Source organism: Bradyrhizobium diazoefficiens (assembly GCF_016616885.1).
Classification (GTDB): domain Bacteria; phylum Pseudomonadota; class Alphaproteobacteria; order Rhizobiales; family Xanthobacteraceae; genus Bradyrhizobium; species Bradyrhizobium diazoefficiens_F.
In genome coordinates, this window is record NZ_CP067102.1 from 2,749,562 (window position 1) to 2,765,328 (window position 15,767).

Annotated in this window: 12 protein-coding genes and 1 pseudogene; 1 reads left to right on the forward strand and 12 read right to left on the reverse strand. The window is 64.5% G+C overall.

Features of this window, described 5'->3' with window-relative positions; all coding sequences use genetic code 11:
- Positions 1-2: 2 nt before the first annotated feature.
- The 8 genes from JJC00_RS12480 to JJC00_RS12515 form a co-directional block, all read right to left on the reverse strand.
- Positions 3-1,187, reverse strand: a complete 1,185-nt coding sequence (locus JJC00_RS12480) for a sialidase family protein (RefSeq protein WP_200472840.1) — start codon at positions 1,185-1,187, stop codon at positions 3-5.
- Positions 1,184-2,611 carry a sodium:solute symporter family protein gene (locus tag JJC00_RS12485; protein WP_200472841.1) on the reverse strand — a complete coding sequence of 476 codons (1,428 nt, stop codon included), beginning with the start codon at positions 2,609-2,611 and terminating at the stop codon, positions 1,184-1,186. Before JJC00_RS12485 ends, JJC00_RS12480 begins: the two co-directional genes overlap by 4 nt.
- Before the next feature lie 235 nt (positions 2,612-2,846).
- On the reverse strand, positions 2,847-4,022 hold the full coding sequence (locus JJC00_RS12490) for a caspase family protein (RefSeq protein ID WP_200472842.1): 1,176 nt from the start codon (positions 4,020-4,022) through the stop codon (positions 2,847-2,849).
- Positions 4,023-4,091: 69 nt separating this feature from the next.
- Positions 4,092-5,240, reverse strand: a complete 1,149-nt coding sequence (locus tag JJC00_RS12495; protein ID WP_200472843.1) for an amidohydrolase — start codon at positions 5,238-5,240, stop codon at positions 4,092-4,094.
- A 45-nt stretch (positions 5,241-5,285) separates the two neighbouring features.
- Positions 5,286-6,431 (reverse strand): mandelate racemase/muconate lactonizing enzyme family protein, encoded by a 1,146-nt coding sequence (locus JJC00_RS12500; RefSeq protein ID WP_246774187.1) that lies wholly within the window; start codon positions 6,429-6,431, stop codon positions 5,286-5,288.
- Between the two features lie 116 nt (positions 6,432-6,547).
- Positions 6,548-7,588 (reverse strand): alpha/beta fold hydrolase, encoded by a 1,041-nt coding sequence (locus JJC00_RS12505; protein ID WP_200472844.1) that lies wholly within the window; start codon positions 7,586-7,588, stop codon positions 6,548-6,550.
- A 223-nt stretch (positions 7,589-7,811) separates the two neighbouring features.
- Positions 7,812-9,005, reverse strand: a complete 1,194-nt coding sequence (locus tag JJC00_RS12510) for a M20/M25/M40 family metallo-hydrolase (RefSeq protein ID WP_200472845.1) — start codon at positions 9,003-9,005, stop codon at positions 7,812-7,814.
- Between the two features lie 34 nt (positions 9,006-9,039).
- Positions 9,040-10,287: an MFS transporter gene (locus tag JJC00_RS12515; RefSeq protein WP_200472846.1), complete on the reverse strand. Its 1,248-nt coding sequence runs from the start codon at positions 10,285-10,287 to the stop codon at positions 9,040-9,042.
- A gap of 277 nt (positions 10,288-10,564) precedes the next feature.
- On the opposite strand from JJC00_RS12515, the gene JJC00_RS12520 reads away from it, so the two are divergent.
- Positions 10,565-11,995: a TAXI family TRAP transporter solute-binding subunit gene (locus JJC00_RS12520; protein ID WP_200474096.1), complete on the forward strand. Its 1,431-nt coding sequence runs from the start codon at positions 10,565-10,567 to the stop codon at positions 11,993-11,995.
- A gap of 84 nt (positions 11,996-12,079) precedes the next feature.
- On the opposite strand, the gene JJC00_RS12525 is transcribed toward JJC00_RS12520, so the two are convergent.
- The 4 genes and pseudogenes from JJC00_RS12525 to JJC00_RS12535 all read right to left on the reverse strand — a co-directional run bounded on the left by JJC00_RS12525 (position 12,080) and on the right by JJC00_RS12535 (position 15,635).
- The gene (locus JJC00_RS12525; RefSeq protein WP_200472847.1) at positions 12,080-13,699 is read right to left on the reverse strand and encodes an inorganic phosphate transporter; all 1,620 of its coding nucleotides are present in this window, start codon (positions 13,697-13,699) and stop codon (positions 12,080-12,082) included.
- A gap of 40 nt (positions 13,700-13,739) precedes the next feature.
- Complete coding sequence (locus tag JJC00_RS38750) at positions 13,740-13,952, reverse strand: hypothetical protein (RefSeq protein ID WP_349643554.1); 213 nt, start codon at positions 13,950-13,952, stop codon at positions 13,740-13,742.
- A gap of 8 nt (positions 13,953-13,960) precedes the next feature.
- A pseudogene (locus JJC00_RS38755) lies at positions 13,961-14,179 on the reverse strand (avidin/streptavidin family protein); the annotation flags it as partial.
- A complete protein-coding gene (locus tag JJC00_RS12535; RefSeq protein WP_200472848.1) occupies positions 14,124-15,635 on the reverse strand; it encodes a CYTH and CHAD domain-containing protein in 1,512 nt (503 codons plus the stop codon). The pseudogene JJC00_RS38755 and the gene JJC00_RS12535, both read right to left, overlap by 56 nt.
- Positions 15,636-15,767 lie beyond the last annotated feature (132 nt).

A 15,767-nucleotide genomic window follows, 5' to 3' on the forward strand; every position in this document is an offset into this window, starting at 1 on the left:
TCTCAGCCTCGCGTCACCCACAGCTCGGTCACGCGCACATACTTGATCGCGCGGCGATGGAAGGTGAAGGCTGTGTGGATCGCGCCGTCGGCGGTCTGCTTGACGGATGGATAGGACAGCTCGCGATTGGTCTGGTCGCGCGAATTGTTGGTCATGCAATAGCCGTCACCGGTCTCGACGTTGCGGTTGGCCCACGAGCGTCCGCCATCGGTCGAGATCGCCAGCGTCATCGGCGCCCGCGGCGCGCCCCAGAACGCGGTGCGTCCGTCCGACTTGCCGCCATCGCCGGCGAGCACGGGCGGAATGCCGTCCTCGATTTCGTCATAGAGCGAGAGGCGCCGGCCCGTTGCATCCCTGGCGCTGGAATCGTTGAAGACCAGCGCGAGATGACCGTTGCCGAGCCGCGCGAGCTGGATCGAGGAGTTGTTGTTGGGCAGCGCGGTCGCAACCGGCGCCGACCAGCTGCGGCCGTGATCGGTCGAGCGGCTCTGATAGATGTTGTCGGCCCAGCGGCTGCGATACATTGCAATCAGCGAGCCGTCGTCGAGCCGCTCGATGCACATATGGACGCAGCCGCGGCTGCCGGGGACGTCGATGTCGCGCCAGGTTACGCCTGCATCGGACGAGATCTTCACCGCGCTGGTGTCCTCGTCACCGTTCCACTTCCTGCCGGGCGTGCTGTGGCAATAGAACACGGGCAGCAGCCAGTCGCCATTGTCGAGCACGACGATCGGCTGGCGGATAAAGGTGCCGCGGCCGCGATGCTCGGGAAACAGCGTCTCGATCGGACCCCAGCTCTTGCCATGGTCGCGCGAGAGGCGGCGGCGGATCAGCGCGGTGTCCTGGTTTCCCGCCAGTTGCGCCGTCCACATCAGCCACAGCGTGCCGTCCGGGGCCGGGAATAGCACCGGATTCTGCTCGGAACGGCCGGAATCGTCCGACAGCTTTTCGGCCGCCGACCATTGCGTCGCGCCGCGGGGAAGACGCGAGAAATACACTGAGATATCGGACATGCCCTCCTGCGTGCCGCCGAACCAGACGCAGGCGAGATCGCCATTGGCGAGCGGCATCAGGTTGGCGGCGTGGTTCTGCACGCAAGGCGAGGGAATGAAGGCGTCGAACCGGTCGGGATCGCCAGCCGCCGGCCGAACGGTACCGTCGGCCGTGATCTCGAGTTCGGTCGTCATGTCGAAGTCCTCTCAACGAAAGCATTTGATTCCGCGGCCTGCGACGCAGCAGGTGCGTGGCCCATCACCAGTCGCTCGATCGCCATCACCACCAGCGGCGTCGCGGCGGCGATGTACATGTTGTCGATGCCGAAGGGATTGCCGAGCAGGTACCAGACCGTGGTCGAGACGGCGGCGCCGATCAGGCCGGCGGTGGCGCCGCGGTTGCTGGCGAACAGCGGCAGATAGAAGCCCATCATAGCCACCATCGTCACCGACAGCCGCAGCGCGCGCGTGAAGAACGACAGCTTCAGGATCTCCGGAATGAAGAACACGAAGACCAGCGGCACGATCGCGATCACGATCGAGAACACGCGCGTCATCTTCAGTTCGCGTTCCGGCGTCGGCTTCCAATAGGGCACGTAGAAGTCGCGCACCACCAGCGAAGCGATCGCGAGTGCGACGGTGCAGACGCTGACGAAGATCGAGGCGACCAGCGAGGTCGTCACGAAGGCGGAGGCCAGCGGCGGCATCTTCTCCAGAAACACCGGCAGTGCGTAGAGACTGTTCATGTCGGGGTAGAGATATTTTGCGGCAACCCCGATCAGCGCCAGCAGGAAGCCGAGCGGCAGGCAGAATGCGGCGGCATAGTAGGTCGCCTTGCGGGCGGCGTCGGCGCTCGGCGTCGAGGAGATCGCCTGGACGATGAATTGCGTCGAGAAGATCGCGCCGACCGTGCCGAAGGTCCAGGCGAAGATGGTCGTGAAGCCGATCTTGCCATCCCAGGAGAAGTAATAGGCCGGCAATTTCGCCTGCATCGGAGCGATGCCGCCGGTCAGCGACATCGCGACTGCGAAGATGATGATGACGCCGACGACCTTGAAGGCGCTGTGCAATATCGTCACCCAGGCGACGCCCTTGAGCCCGCCGAACACGTAGTAGAAGGTCGAAACCACCGCGATGATGCACATCGCGACGGGCAGGCTGACATGCAGCGCGGTGGCAATCGCAGCCGCGCCGCTGACGTAATTGCCGACATTCACCAGCAGCAGCGCGTAGATCATGATCACCGACACGGTGAGCATGGTCGACTTGCCGTACTTCTGCGCGATCGCGGCCGAAATGGTGTATTCGCCGGAATTGTAGAGCTTCTTCACCATCAAGAGGCCGAACAGCAGGAAGCCGATCGAGGCGCCGAGCACGGCCCACCCCGCAGCCATGCCGGACTGGAACGCTTCCTGCGCCGTGCCGACAGTCGATTTGGCGCCGACGAATTCGGACATCATCAGCACGCCGACGACGACGGCCGGCATCGCGCGCGCCGCGGTCATGAACTGATCGCTGGTTCGGCTGCGCAGCTTGAACGTGAGCCAGGAGGTGAAGGCGATATAGGCGACGATCATCGCGATGACGAGCGTGCTTTCGCCGTTGAGGAGGGCTTGCATCGGTGACGTTTCCTCTGGTGGCGCGGGACGCGGTGTTGAGAGCCCGCTTTTGCCCGATGGCAGAATGTTCGGAATGCGAACAAATGTTGTCGAAATCCATTAAACCTGCCCCGGCGCGGTGCGTCAAGCGCACGCGTCGAGGCATCGGGGAAATCCGGGTTCCAGAGATCAGGGTGGGCAGCTATGACGCGGCCGCGAACGCGGCCCTTGGCGGCGCTATCGCTCGCATGCGCATCTACTCGGCGCTGCGCTTCCAGGCGCCGGTGCCCAGCTTGCCGGAGATCATCGCCATCGCATCGTGGATCTCGTAGGCGCCGCCATCGCTGTAGCCTGAAAGGCCCCTGGTTGCGCGCAGGGTCCAGTGGCCGTTCGCGGCCGTGATCGTGCCTTCGTGCGGACGCGCCGAGCGCTGCGGCTCGGCGTGGAATCTGTAGGTGCCGTCGCCCATGATCTGCCAGATCCAGCGCGACTGCCCGCGGCCGCTCGGCACCATGATCTCCCAGGTGCCGACCAGTGCGGGATCGATCGTTGGCGACGTCGTCGCGTGCGGTGGAGCAGGGGAGGTGACGGCCGGAACCGGGCTGGGCGTTGCTGCTTGCTCGCGACCTGCCGGTGGCAGGCCGGCAAGGTAGATCGCCTTGCGCGACAGCGAACCGTAGACGAACGGCTGCTGCTCGTTGCGGGTCGCCTCCATCACGTCGTCGCGGACATTGCGGAACATGAACGTGACCTCGACGCCGGGCGTTTCGATGTTGCGCAGCAGCGCCGCTGCAAACGGGCTGTTGCGCGCATCGCCGTCGAGTGCCGTAGTGCCGTCGCGTGCCGTAGTGCCGTCGCGTGCGGCATAGGCGACCAGAACGTTGCCGACGGGCTCGATGCGGCCGAGCCCGCTCATGGTGGCCGCACGTGTGGCGATCGATCGTTTCATCCTGGCGGCAAACGGATTGTTGCGGCAGGCGTCGAGGATGACGAGACCAAGGCTCGTGGTGTTGGACACCTGCAACATCACGCTTTGCAGGTTGATGGCTTCATTCGCCGCGTCCGTGTCCCGCTTCAGCTCTGCGTCGATCGGGATCAACCAGTTCTCGCCATTGATCTCCATGCCATGGCCGGCGAAATACACAGCCGCCATGTCGGCGCCGGCGGCGTCGCGCCCCAATGCGATCAGCCCGTGCCGCATGTCGTCGAAGCCGGCGTTCGTCGCCAGGGAGACGGTGAAGCCAAGCCGCTTCAGCGCCGCGGCGATCTCGCTCGCGTCGTTCGGCGGATTGAGCAGCGCCGGCACGTTCCTGTAGGCACCGTTGCCGATGACGAGCGCGACCCGCCTGCCTTCGGCTGCCGCCGCCGTCAACGTCACGCCCGCAAACGCGGTTGCCGCCGTCAACCTTGACACGAATTCACGCCGGTTCATCCGGATCTCGCTGGCTCGAACGCGTTGCCATCCTAGCGCAACCGATCCGGGGGAGCCACGGGGCCGCCCCTAGTTCGCCGATAGCGCCGTCTTGGCGACTTCGGCCATCCAGCTCGATGCCACGGGGAGGATCGCGTCGTTGAAATCGTAGCGCGGGCCGTGCAGCTCGGCGCCGTCGCGCAAGGGCCCGTTGCCGATCCAGACGAACGCGCCGGGGCGCTTCTGGAGATAGAAGGCGAAATCCTCGCCGGCCATGCTCGGCGCGAGATCGCGCCGCACCGGCGCCCGCACCTTGTCCGCAGCCATGCGTGCGAAGCCGGCTTCCTCCGGCGTGTTGATCGTCACGCCGACGCCCATGACGATGTCGGGCGTAACCTTGACATCAAAGCTCGTGGCGATGCCGGCGCAAATCTCGCCGATCCGTGTGAGGATGATGTCCTTGACCTCGTTGCGGTGATGCCGCAGCGTGCCGCGGATCACGACCTTGCCGGCGATCTGATTGGGCGCGGTGCCGCCCTCGATCGTGCACAGCGAGAACACGGCGGTGTCGAGCGGATCGACGCTGCGCGACACGATTCCTTGCATCGCCACGATCAGATGGCCGGCCGCCATCACCGGATCGCGCGTCAGATGCGGCATGCCGGCGTGTCCCGCATGGCCCTCGATGGTGATGGTGACGCGTCCGCCGGAGGCCATCACCACGCCGTCATGGACCGCGATGGTGCCGGCCTCGAGGCCGGGCCAGTTGTGGAAGCCGAACACCCGATCCATCGGGAAGCGCTCGAACAGGCCGGCGCCGACCATCGCGCGCGAGCCGCCATAGCCCTCTTCCGCGGGCTGGAAGATGAAGTCGACGGTGCCGCTCCAGCTGGTGTCGGCGGCAAGCAGCGCGGCTGCGCCCAGCAGCGAGGCGGTGTGCCCGTCATGGCCGCAGGCGTGCATCACGCCGGGCGTTTTCGAGGCATACACAAGCCCGGTATCCTCGGTGATCGGCAGCGCGTCCATGTCGGCGCGCAAGCCGACGCGTGCTTGAGCCGACCCGCGCGTCAGCGTCGCGACAATGCCGTGGCCGCCGATGCCTGCCTCGAAGGGAATGCCGAGCTCGGTCAGCCGCTCCTGCACGAAGGCGGCGGTCGCCTTCTCCTGCAAGGACAGCTCGGGGTGGGCATGCAGATGATGGCGCCACGCGGTCAGTCTCTGGTGCAGCTCAGGGGGCAAGGCGCGGCTCTCTCGAATGGTGTCAGCTGGCGCCACTCTAGCCGATTATCCGTGCTCCACATCAAGCCCCTTGGAATGCCTCGCGTGCAGCAATGCGTCGTCTATGGCGAAAGCTTCGCCAGCCCCTTCCCAGTCAAAGCCGATGCCGTGGCCCGGTCGCGCCGGCGCCAGCGCCTTGCCGTCCTCTAGCACCAGCGGATGCTCGATATATGTGTCCAGGCCAAAACCGTGCGCTTCCAGATACGACCGGTTCGGGCAGGCCGCGAGCAGATGCACGGTGATATCGTGCGCGCCGTGGCTGGTGACGGGCAGGTTGAAGGCCTCCGCCAGCCGCGCGATCTTCATGAAGCTCGAGACGCCGCCGCAATTGGTGACGTCAGGCTCGGGATAGGATACCGCGCCTGATGCGATGTAGTTCTTGAACTCCCACAGCGAACGCAGATTCTCACCCGCCTCGATCGGCACACAGCCAGCTTGCATGATGCGCACGTGGCCCGCGACATCGTCAGGAATGATCGGTTCTTCCAGCCAGGTGAGGTCGCAAGGCACGAACGCGCGGGCGGCGCGGATCGCTTCCTCCACCGTCCACTTCATGTTGGCATCCGCCATCAGCGGAAAGCCATCGCCGAGATGTTTTCTCATTGCCGCGACGCGCGCGACGTCGGATTTGAGATCGGACCGGCCGACCTTCATCTTGATGGCGCGAAAGCCCTTTGCCAGATTGCCATCGGTCTGCTTGAGCAGCGCCTCGACCGAAAGATCGAGGTCGATACCGCCGGCGTAACACGGCACGCGCGCATCGAATCCGCCGAGCAATTGGTACAGCGGCAATTTGGCGCGCCGCGCCTTCAGGTCCCACAGCGCGATGTCGAGCGCCGACAGCGCCAGCACCGCTGGTCCGCCGCGGCCGCCATAGTGCAGGCCCCACCAGACGTGGTGCCAGACGGCTTCGGTGTCGTCAGCCTCGCGTCCTTCGACGAGCGGCGGGATCTCGCGCTTCAGGATATCGGCGACGGCGCCGCCATTGCGGCCCACAGTGTAGGTGTAGCCGACGCCCTCGGCGCCATCGGCATCGCGGATGCGGCAGGTGATCAGCTCGAACGCCACGATCTCGCCATGGGTCGAGTCGGATAGCGTGAGGGGCAGGGGAATCCGGTAGAGCCCGGTCTCGATGGTCGCGATGCGCGGCATGTTATTATGTCCATCCCGGTACTTTCCTTGCAGCCTAAGCCGTTCGCGCGATGTGGGCAATCGAATGTGCCGCGAGCGCCGGAGCAGGACACGGCCGCCATTTCATGTGAGACATGTCAACGGTTCGATTGACCTTGTGTGCTCGGCTGACGCAGGAAGGTCAGGAGCTGCGCAGTCAAGAACTCAGGATTTTCGTCCGGCAGCCAATGTCCCGTATCCGGCGCGACGCCGCCGCGAACATCGCTGGCAATCTCTCTGGCCATCGTCATTTCAATCATGCCATTGCTTTTGTCGCCTGCGAACGCCAGCACCGGCATCGGCAGCTTGTGCTTCTCGAATTCTGCAAAACGGCGCTCGTCCTCGGGGAAGGCGCGATAGAGCTCGAAGCCTGCGCGGAGGCCGCCGGGCGCGGCATAGGCCCTGGCGTAGACCGCAATGTCATCGTCCGAGACAGGCCGGAAGGCCCGCTTCTTGTAGAAGTCCCGAATGAACTCATATTCGTGACCTTTCACGAGCATCTCGGCAATGTCGCGTTGCTGGAACAGTCCGAAGTGCCATAGTTCCGGATCGGGTTTTGATTTGGCATCGTTCCAGGCCGTTGTCGCCGGGATCGGGACATCGAGCATCGCCAGCGTCTGAACCTCGTCCGGCCATTGTGCGGCGTAGGCGAAAGCAACCATCACGCCGATGTCCCGGCCAACCAGATGAAGCCGGCTTGCGCCGAGGTGATGGACAAGAGCGCGGATATCAGCGGCCATGGTCGCCTTGTCGTAGCCCCCAGCAGGCTTGTCGGAATCGCCGGCGCCGCGATAATCGACTGCAATGGTGCGATAACCCGCCTTCGCCAGCGGCGGCATCACCTTGCGCCATGTGTACCAGGTTTGCGGCCAGCCGTGCAGCAGGACCACGAGCGGACCATTGTCTGGCCCGCCAATGACGTAGTGCAGCCGGATCCCGTTGACCTGCGCGAAACGATCGTGAAATTCGTCGCGAAATCCGTCCGGCAGACCGCTCTGTGTCAGCGCCGTGGCGTGAGGGCCGCTATCATGTGCATCCGGCGATAGCTGCGCAAATGCGGTCCCGAGGCCGCCTGCAACGACAACCGTCGCCATGATCGCGAGGCGGACCGCACTCCGCCCGATATCCAGTTTGTCCATCGCGATCCTCCGGAGCGTCGAAGCGGAACCTGCCGAAAGCCCGGCGGCGCCTTGAGTTGTTGCATTGGTCAGCGGCCGAGCTGCTGATTTTCTATTTCGTTGCATCCAAACGTCGCGCGATTTCGTTCGTTCCGGTTATCGAATGTGCGGCGTATCGATTGCGCGCTCGCGCATGCGAGCAGGCCCGATGTGCATGCCTGTTCTTACATCAACGCAAAGCAGCTCACCGCATCGTCGCGAGCTGCAGCGCCAGCGCGCAGGCGCGGTCGTATTCGTCGAGATTGATCCACTCGTCGATCGTGTGCGCCTCGTTCTGGCCGGCGCCGAAGGTCACGGTCGGAATGCCGTGGCGGACCATCCAGTTGGCATCGAGGCCGCCATTGGCGGCGCGGACATTCGGGGTACCACCGACCGCGGACACCGCCTCGATCGCACGTTTGACCACCGGCAGGCTCTCTTTCATGCGGAACGGATAATAGTCCGTCTCGGCCTTGAACTTGACCTTGCCGGACTTGCCTTGCGCATTCGTGACCTTCTTGGCTGCCTTCTCGAACGCAGCCTTGTAGGCTTTGGTGATCTCCTTGAAGAACTTTCCGTCATGGCTGCGGCTTTCGCCGCGCACATGCACGTAGTCGGTGACGACATTGGTGGCATCGCCCGCGGGGCGGCCCTCGCCGCCGGTGACGGGGCCGACATTGCTGGTGCCTTGCCGCTTGCCCTTCACCACCTTGCCGAACCAGCCGCCGGCCTTCACGTCGGCAAGCGCCAGCGCCATGATCATGGTCGAGGAGATGCCGCGCTCCGGCGCGACACCGGCATGCGAGGCGCGCCCCATGATCTCGACGGTCCAGCGGTCCGCGCCGACCGCGCCGATCACGACGTTGGAGGCCGAGCCGCCGTCATAGTTGAAGGCCATCACCGGCGAGCCGAGCTTGTCCAGCTTGACGTGGCGCGCGCCGTAGAGCCCGCTCTCCTCGCGCACGCAGAACAAAAGCGTAATCGGGGGATGGTCGAGCTTCTGCTTTTCGAGCTCGGCCGCCAGCGTCACTAGCACGCCACAGCCACAGCGGTTGTCGCCGCCGAGCGCGGTCTTGGCGTCGTTGACGATTCTGCGGCCGGACTTCTTCGGCTTGGCGCCGGCACAGAGCGGCACGGTGTCCATGTGGGTCATGAACATGATGCGCGGCTGGTTGTGCATCGCGCCGCGGCCGGGCAGGTCGACGATCAGATTGCCGGTCTCGGTCGGCACCGGAATGCGGGTGTTGGCGTCGTCGAGCCGGATCGCCTTGGCCGGCACGCCGCTCTCCTTTAGCGCGGCGGTGAGCTCACGCCCGATCGCCGCCTCCTGTCCGGTGACGCCTTCCACGGCGAGGAAGCGCATGAGGCGGTCGGTGGCGGCTTTGGTGTCGACAGGCATGGACTGAATTCCCTTGAGGTGCGAGCCGCCCATCCTACGAATGCGATGACGTGTAAGTCAAAAAGATCATCACCCCCACGAGCAGCGCCGCCGCTATGAACAGCAGCACCGCCGGTAGCCCCGCGATTGCCGCCACTGCGCCAGTGATCGATTGCATCAGCGCGGTGCCGAGGAAGAAGGCGAGGTTCACCGCCGCCAGCGCCTTGCCCGCGGTCTGCGCGTCCACCAGCTGCCGGCACATGCCGAACAGCAGCGGCTGGGCCGAGGTCGCAAACCCGATCAGCACGAACAGCACGAGATCATATTGCGGCGGCATGACCGGCACGCCGAATAGCCGTGCAACGGCATAGTGCGGCGCACCGAGCGCCATCAGCACCACCAGCAGCGCCGCGATCGTGTGCGTGCCGGCGACCAGTTCGCGTCGGCGGCCGATCCTGCGGTCGATCATGCCTATGCACAGGGGGCCCGCGATCATCGCCAGCGTGTAGGCGCCGAGCTGGTTGCCGGCCTCCATCCGCGACAATCCCTTGATCTGCATCAGCCATGGCCCGCCCCACAATCCGCGCAGCACCAGCGAGGTTGCGAGCGACACCAGCGCCAGCGCAATCAGTCCGCGCAGAGGCCGCGACAGGCCGAGCCTGAGCACCTCGATCATCTGCGACAGTGGTGAGGACTCGTTCTTGTGCTCGGCCGGCTGGTTCGGCACCAGCGCGAATACGGCGAGCGCCACCACGACGCCGCCCGCCGCTGCGATCCAGAATCCGGCGCGCCAGCCGTAGTGATCGATCACGAAGGCGAGCGGGTTCGACGACAGCAGCATGCCGATATTGCCGATCGACAGGATAGCGCCCGACCACAGCCCGAAGCGCGCCGCCGACAATTGCTTCGCCGCGAGCGTCATCGGGCACATCAGCATGCCCGAGGTCGCGATACCGAGCAGCAATTGCCCGAAGGCAAAACTCTCAGGCCCCGTCGCAAGGCCCGATGCGATTGCGCCGATGACGGTCCCCGCAAGCAGGCCCAGCGACACCGGCCGCACGCCAAAGCGATCCATCGCCGCACCGACCGGGATCTGCGAGGCAGCAAAGGCGAAATGATAGACCGAGGTGAGACTTGCCAGCGCCTGCGGCTGCACGTGGAAATTCGCCGCCATCAGATCGAGGCTGAGCGCCGGGATGGTGCGCAGCAAGGTCGACAGCATGTGCCCGCAGGCCAGCGCCACCAGCGCAAAGATCAGCGCACGGGTGCCATGTCCCGCGGCATCATTGGCAACCGCACTCATCAGCGTCCCGTCCCGGCAAGGGTTTTTGGTGCCGTTACACGATCGGACGGCCCGTGCCAACAGCTGGAGGGGAGGCGTTGGCGCAGGGCGGGCCGGACCTGAGGACAGATCCCGCCAGCAAGGGCTTGAGAGCCGTTCCACGACCGCCGACCTGCCGGGATCCCCGAGGTCGGCCCATTTCAGGCTTCAGGCCGATGAACCGGCTCGGCCGTCAAGACGTTGTTCTCGGGAAAACGTGGTATGACGCGAAGCGAGTGATCTACGATTGGCAGCGGCGATGTCTTTGTCCGAGAGTACAAGCCAGACGACCAGTGACGCGGCCCGCCGAGAGCGGAGAAGAAGCAATTCCTTGTTGTTGGTTCTCGCGGTTGGATTTCTTGTTTTTGGTGCCGCATCGGGTGCACTCTATTACGCGTTGCGGCCGGAGACGCTTCGGATCGCCGTTGGACCGACAGGCAGCGACGATGACAAGGTCATTCAGGCGATGGCCGACGCCTTTGGCACCGAGAGCCGAACTCTCAGGCTGTCGCCGATCAAGACCGAGGGGGCGGTGCAGTCCCTTGCCCTGCTTGGAGCTGGCAAGGCCGACCTGGCCGTTGGCCGCGGCGACCTGGATATGCCCGCGGAGGCGCAAGCCGTCGCGGTCGTGCGCAAGAACTTCGTTGTGCTCTGGGTCCCTTCCGGACTTGCAACCAAGACCTCGAAAAGAAAGCAGACGCCGAAGATAAAGGAGGTTGCCGATCTCGCAGGGCGTCGTGTCGGCATCATCGGGAAGACCCAGGCGAATGCCGCGTTGCTGCGGGTCATCCTGAGCGCCTCCGGGGTGGAGGCAGACAAGGTCACGGTGACGCACTTTGGCACGGACCACGTCGAGGAGCTGGCGCGCGACCCCCACCTCGATGCATTCATGGCGGTCGGGCCGCTCGATAGCAAAATCACATCGGACGCCATCGCAGCAACGGCGCGCCTACGAGGCGAGCCGAAGTTCCTCGCCATCGAGACATCGGAAGCGATCGCCTTGAAGCATCCCCGGTATGAATCCGAGGAAATTCCGCCCAGCGTCTTCAATGCGGACCCGGCCTGGCCGGATGACAAGGTTGAGACGGTCAGCGTCAGCCACCTCATCGTGGCGAGAAAGACCCTGTCCGAAACGACCGTGGCCGCTTTCTTTCGGCAGCTCTTTGCCGTTCGTCAGGCGATCGCGAAGCAGATCCCTGGGGCCGCTCACATCACCAAGCCGGACCTCGACAAGGACACCGAGCTGCCGGTCCATCGGGGAGCGGCGGCCGTGATCGACGGCAACGAACGCACCTTTCTCGACCGCTACGGCGATTACTTCTGGTTCGGGCTACTGCTCCTCTCCGCCGTCGGCTCAGCGGCCGCGTGGTTGCGTCGCTATCTGAACCGCGACGAAAGGGAGGAAAATACCAGCCATCGCAAGAGAATCCTGGCCATGGTTTCCAGTGCGCGGACCGCGGAGTCCAACCAGCAGCTTCTGACCCTCCAGCAGGAGGCCGATGGGATCATCCGTGAAACACTCGCGTGCTACGACGACGGCGCAATCGAGGAAGAGGAGCTCGCGGCATTCGGGTTGGTGCTCGAGCTGTTGAGCAACGCGATTGCCGAGAGGCGGGCCACGTTGCAACGTGCCAATGTCGACACGGTTCGAGGGGCGGCAACAATGGCGCGAGGGTCAGGCGGCAAATAAGCCTGCCTTTCGCAACCGTCTTGGTCGGCTCGACAATTCCGATTAGGCCAGTTGCCCCCGCCCTCAACATGATTCGCAACCGCGCTAGATCACCGCGCGAAACATCAGGTACAGGCATCCGGCGATCAGCATGGCTGCCGGCAATGTCAGGACCCAGGCTAGAACGATGTTCCTGATCGTCGCCGTCTGCAGTCCGGAGCCGTTGGCCGCCATGGTGCCGGCGACGCCGCTCGACAGGATGTGCGTGGTGGAAACCGGCATCCCATAGAACTCGGCTCCCAGAATCGTCCCGGCCGCCACCAGTTCTGCGGATGCACCTTGCGCGTAAGTGAGGTGCTGCTTGCCGATGCGTTCGCCGACCGTCACGACGATCCGGCGCCAGCCAACCATGGTGCCGAGACCGAGCGCGATCGCGACCGAGACCTTGACCCAGTTGGGAATGAAACGCGTGCCATGTTCGAGGCCGGCACGGTACTGCTTCAGGATCGCGCCGTCGGTCGCGTTGAAATTGGCGCTGGCTTCGGGCAGCAGGCGGACCGCGTCGGACACCAGATACATGTCGTTGCGCATGTTCGGCGTGGCCGCGGCCGGGATGCGGCTGATCGAGCCATAGTTCTTCACCCCGTTCGCGATGTCATCGGACAGCGTGGCCAGCGCGGCGAACACCTCCGGGCGGTTCAGGCTGCGCGTCTTGAGCGCGTCACCGATCAGGCCTCGTGAATCGTCGGGGCTACCCGGCTGCGCTCCTTGCGCATGGCTTGCGAAGACGGAGCTGGCCTTGCCGGTAATCTCAATAAATGCTGGTGTGCTCGATTCCGGCATGGTCCGGTTCAGCGCATAGGCGGTCGGCGCCACGCCGATCAGGATCAGCATGATGAGGCCCATACCCTTCTGTCCGTCATTGCCGCCATGCGCAAAGGACACGCCGGTGCAGGTGAGGATCAATATGCCGCGAATCCACCAGGGCGTCTTGCCCTTCGGCTCCTCGTAGAGTTTTTGCACGGGAACGACGACTTTCAGCAGAAGTAGCAGCAGGGCGGACAGCACGAAGCCGGCCGCCGGGCTGAACAGCAGCGCCTTGCCGACGCTGATCGCCTGGGACCAGTCGACGCCCGACGTGGCTTGCCCTGCGGGCGCGACGAGCTGGTTGGCGAGCCCGACGCCCATGATCGAACCGATCAGGCAGTGCGAGGAGCTGTTGGGAATGCCCATCGACCACGTCGCCAGATTCCAGACGATGGCGGCAATCAACAGGGCGAAGATCATGGCGTAGCCGGCGGTGCTGCCGACCTGCAGGATCAGGTCGACCGGCAGCAGCGTGATGACGCTGTAGGCGACCGCGCCGGTGGACACGAGCACGCCGAGGAAGTTGAACACGCCCGACCAGATCACCGCGGTCAGCGGCGGAAGACTGTGCGTGTAGATGACGGTCGCCACGGCATTCGCGGTGTCGTGAAAGCCGTTCACGAACTCGAAGCCGAGCGCGATCATCAGGGCGACGCCCAGAAGAAGCAGCGCGCTGATCGCAAGCGGTTCGCCGACGCTGTGCGTATCGGTGAAGATGCCGTAGGCGGCGTAACCGATCCCGCTGACGAGGAAGAGCAGAAACACCGCCACCATGCTCACATGCGGCTTCCGGTGCAGGTCGGGCTTGCCGGCGGATTGCGAGGTCGGCCCGGTGTCGTTCAGTGCGAGATCGGACATGCGGATCGCTCGTTGCGCGGATCGGAGGAGATGTTGGGATCTAGGCCCGTTCGAACGTGTCGACGTTCGTCGTCACGGCGCGCCACCAGTTCAGCGGCTTGAGCTTCGCGGGCTCGCCCTCGCCGGCAGCGCTCAGCGCCTGGTCGGCGACCACAAACCAGGCGGTCTCCATTTTCCCGTGACGCGGCAGGCCCGTGTAGGAAACGACGCGGTCGCCGTCGGAGAAGAGCCCACGGCGACAAAGCCGATGCAATTGCCCCTGTGAAATCCGATGACCTGGACTTTCTGTCCATAAAAACCGCTGTCCTCGAGCGCAGTCTCGAACGTCCCCTCGATGCGTCCCTCCGCATCGCTGATGATGCGCAAGATCGATCCGAATTGATTGCGCCAGTCGCCGACCCATGCCATGCCGGTTTCTCCATGATCATTTGCGCGGCTTGACGCGCAGCCGATGTAATCGATGCAGCTCCTTCGCGGCATTCTTCAGCAACCCGTGAGCCGCCTCGCGTTCCTGTCCGACAATGAAGCCGGATGCGAAAGCCTGAGCGCGCCGGTTCGCGACAGGCGCTGTTAGCGCTGCTTCTGTCGCCAGCTCGCGATGCGCCGTGAAGTCGTTCAGCGATCCCAGCGCCGATTGCAGCTGCTTCAGCCGCTCGGAAAAATCCGCGAGGTCGTTCTGATCGCGATCCCGGTAGAGGCCGTTGAAGAAATCGACGCCATAGCGAAGCTTCTTGACCCTGATTCGCAACTTGTGGCGCTGCTGCGGATCGAGATCGTTCAGCCGCTTGCCCTGCTTTCGCACCTTCCTGGTACGACGGTCGAGCAACTGCGCGGCGTATGCGGCAATCGACTGGCCGTCATCGGCGCGAGGCTGCATGGTCTCGATCCATTCAGCCACATCGATCAGCAGGCGACGGTAGCGTGCCGACGCGACCGCCTCACCGGCTCGTCCGAACGCTGCCTTCCGTTGCGCGGAGAATGTCTTGCGCATCGCACGGGCGCCGCGTCGCGGAACGCCCTGTTCGGCGAGGGGCAGAATACTTTCCTTCACAAAAACGTCGGTCTCGCGTGCCGGCGCAAGCTCGGCCGTAAGCCATTTCAGCTCGGCCTTGATCTGCGTCGTGCGCGCCCGGGGCAGAACATCGCCGAACAGCGATATCGCTGCCCGCAGGCGGCGCAGGCCGACGCGCATCTGGTGAACGCCTTCGGAAACTCCGTCGCGCACAGGATCGGCATTCGCCGTGATCTGACGAAGTGTCGAATGCGCGATGACGCGGAAGGCGTCCCGGGGCGAGAGCTCGGGGGTCAGTTGGATCGGCTCGGCGCGGTGCGCATCGGGGCCGTTCCCCGCCACGAGCTCAAATCCCTGCTCGGCCTTCGAGCGCAGGTCGAGTTCGGCCTCCGCCTTGCGTTCAAACACCCGCGCCAGCCGAAACAGGTCGGCAATATGGCCGGACTTCAATTCCAGCTCGAGTTCGGCAACGGGCCTGGAGCGGCGGCCAGCTGCGATCCGGCCCTGGTCGACCGCAAGCTCGACACGGCTCTGCCGGACATGCCTCGTCCGCGCCGTGCGATGTACGTCGGTTTGAAAGATCGGCTTCAGTTTACCCGGAAGCTTTTTGGTGGCGAGGTCTTCGAGCGGTGTGTGTCTTGCCTTCGTGAGGTCAGGCCTTGCCCCGGCGACTTCGTTCTCCCATTCGCCGCGCGTCACACCCACTAGGCTGCGCGCTTTCACAGTCTGGATATACTGGTCGCCGACCTTGCGGACCCTGAGGGTCAGACCGCTCCGCCGGAGCTTGTGCTTTTTCGTGTCGTAGTAGGTCGAGACCAGCGTCTGCCTGGTCTGCTCGCGTTGCCCGCGTGATGCGCCGTTCCGCAAAACGGTCGACAGCTGGCGCGGCGCAAGGCGGAATTTGAGTTCCGTTTCTGTCATCATGGGAGGCTTCCGTTGCGGGGTTCAAGCGGCGCAACGGCGAGAAGTTCCGAATTCCAGCGGACATTCCAGCGTCGAATCATCCTGGAAAACGCGAACGTCCAGATAGGGCCGACGTCATGGAAACTTCACGGA